This window comes from Caballeronia sp., from assembly GCF_049581465.1.
GTDB lineage: Bacteria > Pseudomonadota > Gammaproteobacteria > Burkholderiales > Burkholderiaceae > Caballeronia.
The window spans coordinates 1-7,288 of record NZ_JBAUSA010000719.1 but is presented as its reverse complement, the minus strand read 5'-3'; the positions used below and the strand labels follow the sequence as shown (position 1 = coordinate 7,288).

Genomic DNA, 7,288 nt, shown 5'->3' with positions numbered 1-7,288 from the left:
GAGCAGGGCCGAGGCTTCGCGGTCGTCGCGGGTGAGGTGCGCAACCTGGCTCAGCGCAGCGCATCGGCGGCTCAGGAAATCAAGGCACTCATTCAGGACTCCAACGCGCGCATCGACGCGGGCTCGACGCTGGTCGCAAGCGCCGGGTCGACCATTGATGGCGTGGTGGGTGCAGTGGAACGTGTTTGCCAGATCGTGACCGAGATCTCGGCGGCGGCGGGCGAGCAAAGCAGGGGGATCGAGCAGGTCAACCTGGCTGTCGCGTCAATGGATCAGGGCACGCAGCAGAATGCGGCGCTCGTTGAGGAGGCCGCTGCTGCGGCGCAGTCCTTGCGGACCCAGGCAAGAGCGCTCAGCGAAGCAGTCGAGGTGTTTCGACTCTAGGTCTGAGCGCCCGGCCAACTTTCCTTAGTGTGACGACCAGCCCTTGTAGGCGCCCACGTTGTCACGTGTTACGAGCGTCGAAGGCATCAGGATGAGCGGGTCGGCTGGCTTCTTGCCGTTCATGATGTCGTAGCCGACGGTGACCGCCGTTTGCGCCATCTTCCAGGGATCCTGGCTGGCCGAAGCCTGTACCAGGGTCTGGCTCTTCAGCGCTGTTTCTATGTCCGGAGCGCCATCGACCGAGGTGATGAAGAATTCCGTTCTGTGGAGTTGTTTGGCTGCCAAATCGCTGCCCACCGCCTGCGGATCGTTAATGGCGAACACCGCGTCGATCTTCGGAAACCGCGTGAGGTAGCCCTGCATGGCAGCCATGCCGCCTTCACGTGAACCCTTCGCGTCCTGATCGTCCGACAGAACTTTGATGCCCGGGCTCTTCGCGAATTCTTCCTTACAGCCCTTCACCCGGTCGAGCACGGCCGAGACCGGCGGTCCATTCTCGATGACGACGTTACCCTTGCCATTGAGCTTCTTGACGATGAACCCGCACGAAAGCTCCCCGGCCTGGACGTTGTTCGTCTGGACCGTGGCGTCCGCTCCAGCGGCGACCACGTCAACTGCAATCACCACGATCCCGGCGGCCCTGGCCTTCTTCACTGCGGGCTCGATGGCCTTCGGGTCGGCGGCATTCAACAGGATCATGTCGACGTGCGCGGCAATGAAGTTGTCGATCTGGGTGAACTGCTTGCTCATGTCGTAGTCCGCTGATACAGCGGTGACATTGGCGTTGGGATTGATCTGCTTAGCCTTGGCCTCGGCGCCTTTGACGATGGTGACGAAGTAGGGGTTGCCAAGAGAACCGACCGTGATGCCGATCGACTTGAGCTGCTTGTCGGCAGCTTGCGCGGGTACGGTTAGGGCGAGGCCAAAGGCCGCAACGATGCTGGCGAAAACGACTTTCTGTTTTAACATTTGTTTGTCTCCGGGTTGGTCCAAGTGTTTAGGGCGCAAAGGGACCGGTTTGCGCCCACACGCCGTCAAGGCGAAAAGGGTTGTGCTGCGAAAAAATGTGCTTCGAGAACGGTTTTGCTTCAGGTGCGGGCCGAACCACGCTGGCGATAGCGGTCAAGCGTCACGGCGCCAATGATGACGAGGCCTTTGATGATGTATTGCCACACGTCGGATACGCCGAGCAGCACGAGTCCATTGGTCAGCACCGCAATGATCAGCGCACCGACCAGCGTACCGACGATCGAACCCACGCCGCCGACAAAGCTGGTGCCGCCGAGAATGACTGCGGCGATGGCGTCGAGTTCGTACGACTGTCCCATTTGGAGGCCGTTGGCTGCATAGAGCCGGGCAGCCGACATTACTGCGCCGAGCCCCGCGAGCAAACCCGAGATGACGTAGACGAACATCTCGATGCCCCAGACGCGGATGCCCGAGAGGCGTGCCGCTTCTGGATTGCCACCGACGGAATAGATCCGCAGTCCTAACACGGTGCGCCGCAGGATGAACCACGAGATCGCGACCACTGCGACGGCGATCACGACGAGCCATGGAACACCCAGTATCGATTCGTTGCCGATGAACGCGAACGACAGTTGGGGATTGAAGATGGTCGTGTCATGGCCAAGCAGGCGGGCGATGCCGCGTACGGCGGTCAGCGAGCCCAGTGTGACAATAAACGGCGGCAAGCGCAGAAGCGAGATCAGGGCGCCGTTGATCAGCCCGAATCCGGCGCCGACCAGGAGCGCGACCGGTATGCCGACCCACCCCAAGCCGGGGATGTTCGACGCGATCAGGGCAGCCACCGCGGCCGCCGCCAGCACGGAGCCGACTGACAGGTCGATGCCGCCTGTCAGGATGACGAACGTCATGCCTGCGGCCAGTACGACGTTGATCGATGCTTGCTGCGTGACGATCGAGAGATTTTGCAGGCTGAAGAAGTTGCCCGTCACGATGCCAAAGCCAATGCACAGCAGGATCAGCACGGGAAGCATGCCGGCCGTGCGCATCAGCGACTGCATGCGTTCCTTATGTTGAATGCGGGCCTGGCGCTGGGCCGGGTTGGCGTCCGCCTTGACCGGTGCGGCGGCGTCCTGATGCTTAGTAGTATTGCTCATGTCGTCCTCCAGAGTATTTGTGACTGGTGCTTTATTCAGATCAAGCTGCGGGTCAAGCCACGGGTCAAGCCGCCTCGCCGAGCTCGGGTCGCGAACCGGTCGCCAGTTCGATGATGGCTTCCTGGGAAATCGGCGTGCCCGTGTGGCCGCCAAGTTGGCCGACGAGTTCGCCTTCGCGCATCACCAGCACACGATCGGCGACACCGATGATTTCCGGCAACTCGCTCGATATGACGATGATGGCCACGCCCGTTTGGGCCAGTTCATTGATGATTCTATAAATCTCGGATTTGGCGCCAATGTCTACGCCACGCGTCGGTTCGTCCAGTATCAGTACGCGTGGCTTGGTTTCCAGCAGACGCGACAGCAGCACTTTCTGCTGGTTTCCCCCGGACAGGGAGCCTGCGTTAACCTTGGCACTCGCGACGCGGATAGAGAGCGCGGCGATGGCGTCCCGTGCCCGAGTGGCGCCCCGGGCGAGGTCGAGCACACCCATGCGAGCGTCTCTTCCTGCTACAGCGACATTGATGTTGTCACGCACGCTCATGTCGAGAAACAGGCCCTGCCGTTTGCGGTCTTCGGTGAGATAGACGAGGCCCGCGTCAATTGCATCGCGCGGCGTGTGCACGTTCAGCGCCTTGCCGTCCACAGCGACTTCACCGCGCAGGCGCGGTTCGGCGCCGAAAATCAGTCTGGCCAGTTCGGTACGCCCGGCGCCGACCAGACCTGCAATGCCGAGCACCTCACCCGCGTGAACCTCAAGGCTGCATCCTCGTACGCGGCGTCCATCGGTCACGTCACGCACCGACAGTACGATTTTGCCCGGATCGTAAGGGGCGTGCTGCTTCTTATAGAAGCCCGAAATGTCGCGACCCACCATCATCTTGACCAGACTCTCGGCGTTGAGCGCCTCCCGCTCCAGCGTGCCGACATACGCACCGTCGCGCAGCACGGACACACGATCCGAGAGTTCATAGATTTCCGCCATGCGATGGCTGATGTAGATGATCGCGAGGCCTTCGGCACGCAACGTGCGAATCAGTTCGAAGAGACGGTCCGTTTCACGCGACGAAAGCGGCGTGGTGGGCTCGTCCATCACGAGGATGCGGGCACGTGCGTGTACCGCGCGGGCGATCTCGACCAGTTGTTGCTCGGCGATGGACAAGTCGCCCACCAGGGTCTGCGGCCTAAAGGTCGCACCCAGGCGCTTGAGTACGTCTTCGGAGCCGCGCTCCATCCCCGGTCGATCGACAATGCTCCAGCGGCCGCCCTTGCGCAATTCGCGGCCCGCATGGATATTTTCGGCAACAGACAAATTCGGCGCGAGGCTCAATTCCTGGTAGATCACCGCGATACCGAGTTCTTTCGCGGCCATCGGGCCATCGATACTGACCACCTTTCCATCGACGATGATTTCTCCGCCCGCGTCCGCCTGGTAGGCGCCGGAGAGGATCTTCATCAAGGTGGACTTGCCTGCGCCGTTTTCGCCCATGAGCGAATGCACTTCGCCTGGGTACACGGTTAGCGAGACGTTGTCGAGCGCTCGCACGCCGGGAAAGGTTTTACTGATGCCGCGCATTTGCAGCAGCACGGGCCTGGACTCAATCGTTGGCATGGCTAACCTCCTTCGATTTGGCGCTGCTGCTGTTGAGCAAGCCTGCGCTCGGCGAAAAGTTAAAAAACATCGGTAGCGTGGCCGCGCCAATGGCCCCCGCGTCCGAACCAAACGTGCCCCGGATCAGTGCCGGCACGCTGCGGGCCTCCGGTGCGGTGGCGGCCATTGCCACGCGCAGGCGTTCAAGGAGCGTGTCGAGCAGTCCGCTGTCGACATCGGCGTCGAGCACGATCGCCGGAACGTCGACGACGCACAACGTGGCGTGCAGGGCGGGCGCGAGCGCCTCGATGCAATCGTCTATCCATTCGTCCACAGCCGGCAATCGACGCTCGATACAGGCCGTCAGGTCGAACCGGTTCGAGATCGTCTCGCCGCTATGGCGCAGATGTCGTGCCAGCGCATTGAGGGACGCGCGTGACAGCAGGATGTCCCATTGCCCCGCAGGCTGGGGAGCCGACGAGAGGCGGCTTGGCGGGACCGGCATGATGCCGATATCGCCTGCATTGCCGGTGCCGCCGCGCAAGCAATCCCCTTCGATGGCAATGCCGCCGCCGATCGCCGAGCCCAGGAACAGGTAGACGAAATCTTCACATTGGCGCCCGCAGCCGTAGAACAGCTCCGCGATGGCTGCTGCGTTGCCGTCGTTCTCGATGAACACCGGCAGCGACAGGACGCTGCCGAGTTCAGCGGGGAAATCCGTCTCGTCCCAGGCCCGGAAAAGGTCGGCGGGCAGGCCGAGTTCTCGCGCCCAGCTACCCAGGTGGAAGGGCTGCGCGACGCCGACGCCGGTCAGGCGCTTGCGCTCGGCCGGCGCTAGCAAGGCAAGCATGTTTTGTACGTCGTGCTTAACTATATCGAGCACCTGGCCCGGGTGAGGCAGCACCATCTCGTGCACGCTTCGAGCCAGCATGTTGCCGGCGAAGTTCACGAGGACGGTCTCAATGCTGGTGCGGTCCAGCCGCACGCCGAACCCAAAAGCGCCACGCGGGTCCAACTGAATCAGGGAGGCGGGTTGACCGCGTTGACCTTCAAGTCGGCGGCCCGTGTACTCGATGAGCCCGGCCTCATCGAGCGACGCGATGATGCTGCCGACAGCCGTGCTCGTCAGGTTGGCCTGACGAGCGAGGTCCGCTCTGGAGGTGGGCTGCGAGCGCCGGAGCGCCTGCAGCAACAGGCGTTCGTGGTATAGCCGCAGGTTGGCAGAATTGCTGCCACGGCCGATGTGGGGGCTTCTCACGCGTCTCCTCCGGAAAATCTTCGAGGTTTGTTTATTTATTAAATCAAGTTGATTTATTTAATACGGAAAATGCGGATATGTAAACGAGGGAAATCCCGGAGGGGGTTCCGGAGGGGGGGCGAAAGCACGTCCGGCGTCGGTGTCTGCGGCGTCCGTCAGGGCGCTTACTTGAGGTCAATGAACTAATGCGCCGCGCCGGTGTGGGGTCTCAGCGGCGCCCCGGACTGAAGGTGCGTGCGTAGGCGCTTGTATTACGCTCGAAGTGGTCTGGCTTTGATGCCGTTTCGGGGTCGCGTAGGATTTCCTGGTCGCGCGGCGGCAGCGGATAGGTTAGTTTGCAGGGCAAGCTTGATGTAAACGCGTACTTCAGGCGCACCGCATTTTGAGAGATTTCAGACATCTCCCTTTGTCATGTAGTGATTTTAGATAGTAGTGCGGATGATAAAAATAGAGGTCATTTGAAAAGTATCGCGTGACAGATTTACGCTGTCTCCGTGGAAATGCTCAAATATGTTTCCCGACGTTACTTGTGATTTTTGCACCCAACCCGTTCCGCTTCGGGATGGATGGTCTGGACATACGTGGGCAAAGAAATCGCAAGGTTGCCCTTCCGCCTGCGAAAAAGGAGGGGCGGCATAACCGCCTATCCGCTGCCGACCTGTCGCGCTTATGGCTTGTTTTGGCTGATTTCCAACTCGTCGAAGCGTTTCACACGGTAGATGAACACCGACGCTGCCCAACTGAGCGCAAAGATGCCGATGATCACGTAACCCAGCGTGCCGAAATTGTCGTTGAGCGCGCCTACGGCATCCCACACCTGGCCTTGCAGCTTCAATTGGTCCGCGAGCAGGCCAAGCGCCTCAATGCTGCCGATCACCACTGCAACGATCACTGAGACCATCGTGATGGTCATGTTGTAGTAGATCTTGCGGACCGGCTTCAGGTACGCCCAGCCGTAAGCGCCGAGCATCAGGTGACCGTCCAGCGTGTCTACGAGAGACATCCCCGCGCTGAACAGCATGGGGAACACCATGATCGCCCACGGAGACAGACCTCGCGCCGCCTGATTAGCGGAGATTCCGAGCAGGGCGATTTCGGTCGCGGTATCGAAGCCGAGACCAAACAGGAAGCCCAGCGGGAACATGTGCCAGCTACGGGTGATGATTCGAAACAGCGGACGGAACAGGCGGGCAAACAATCCACGATCGGCGAGCAGCAGGTCGAAGTCGTCGTCGACATAGGCGCCCCCGTTCTTGATGTTGCGCCACGCCTCGTAGATCGATCTGAGGATGATCAGGTTCATCGCGGCGATCGCGAACAGGAACAGCGCGGACACCGATGTGCCGATCACCGTGCCAAGGTCCTTGTAGTGCTCGAGGCGTCCCTTCATTGCGGACGTCGCCAGCGCTACAGCCACCGACGCAAGGACGACGACGGTCGAATGCCCGAGCGAAAAGAAAAAGCCGACTGTCACCGGGCGCTTCTTTTCCTGCATCAGTTTGCGGGTGACGTTATCGATTGCGGCGATATGATCGGCATCGACCGCGTGGCGCAAGCCAAAACCGTATGCGAGCAACGCGGTGCCGAGCAGGACGGGATGGTGGCGAAAAGCGGCGAGTGCCCAGAGCCAGGCGAGGAGGTTCGCGGCAAGCAAAACGCCATAGATGCCGAAAAGCCTGGCGCGCACCCTGGCGCTGGAATCACTGAACACGTGGGTGAGTTGGGAAAACATCGGCAGCCTTCTCGGAACACGGGTCCGGGATAGTGTTGCAAGCGAGGGCGTAGAGAGGGCTGGCTCTTGGTTCGATAAGTCTTCAATAAACTGAAGCTTACAAACCCAATACAGTGGCACGACCGTGTTGGGCTTTCACCGGCTTCTCTTCGCCAGGGTGACTTAATGTCACCCGTGCTTATACACGCTGCTGCTTT

The 7,288-nt window shown here is 60.9% G+C and carries 6 protein-coding genes; 1 reads left to right on the top strand and 5 read right to left on the bottom strand.

The features are described 5' to 3' along the window. Positions 1 to 384: methyl-accepting chemotaxis protein (locus WCA53_RS17700; RefSeq protein ID WP_423913258.1), on the top strand; the 384-nt coding region annotated here is incomplete at its 5' end. Positions 385 to 408: 24 nt separating this feature from the next. Here WCA53_RS17700 and WCA53_RS17695 read toward each other — a convergent pair. The 5 genes from WCA53_RS17695 to WCA53_RS17675 all read right to left on the bottom strand — a co-directional run bounded on the left by WCA53_RS17695 (position 409) and on the right by WCA53_RS17675 (position 7,091). Next, positions 409 to 1,353, bottom strand: a complete 945-nt coding sequence (locus tag WCA53_RS17695) for an ABC transporter substrate-binding protein (protein ID WP_423913256.1) — start codon at positions 1,351 to 1,353, stop codon at positions 409 to 411. A gap of 119 nt (positions 1,354 to 1,472) precedes the next feature. Next, entirely contained in the window at positions 1,473 to 2,507 is a 1,035-nt protein-coding gene (locus WCA53_RS17690; protein ID WP_423913254.1) for an ABC transporter permease subunit, read from the bottom strand. Positions 2,508 to 2,571: 64 nt separating this feature from the next. Next, positions 2,572 to 4,122 (bottom strand): sugar ABC transporter ATP-binding protein, encoded by a 1,551-nt coding sequence (locus WCA53_RS17685; RefSeq protein ID WP_423913252.1) that lies wholly within the window; start codon positions 4,120 to 4,122, stop codon positions 2,572 to 2,574. Then, complete coding sequence (locus tag WCA53_RS17680) at positions 4,109 to 5,359, bottom strand: ROK family transcriptional regulator (protein ID WP_423913248.1); 1,251 nt, start codon at positions 5,357 to 5,359, stop codon at positions 4,109 to 4,111. The genes WCA53_RS17685 and WCA53_RS17680 overlap by 14 nt, the downstream gene beginning before the upstream one ends. 667 nt (positions 5,360 to 6,026) lie before the next feature. Then, positions 6,027 to 7,091, bottom strand: a complete 1,065-nt coding sequence (locus tag WCA53_RS17675; protein ID WP_423913246.1) for a HoxN/HupN/NixA family nickel/cobalt transporter — start codon at positions 7,089 to 7,091, stop codon at positions 6,027 to 6,029. Between the last annotated feature and the right edge of the window lie 197 nt (positions 7,092 to 7,288).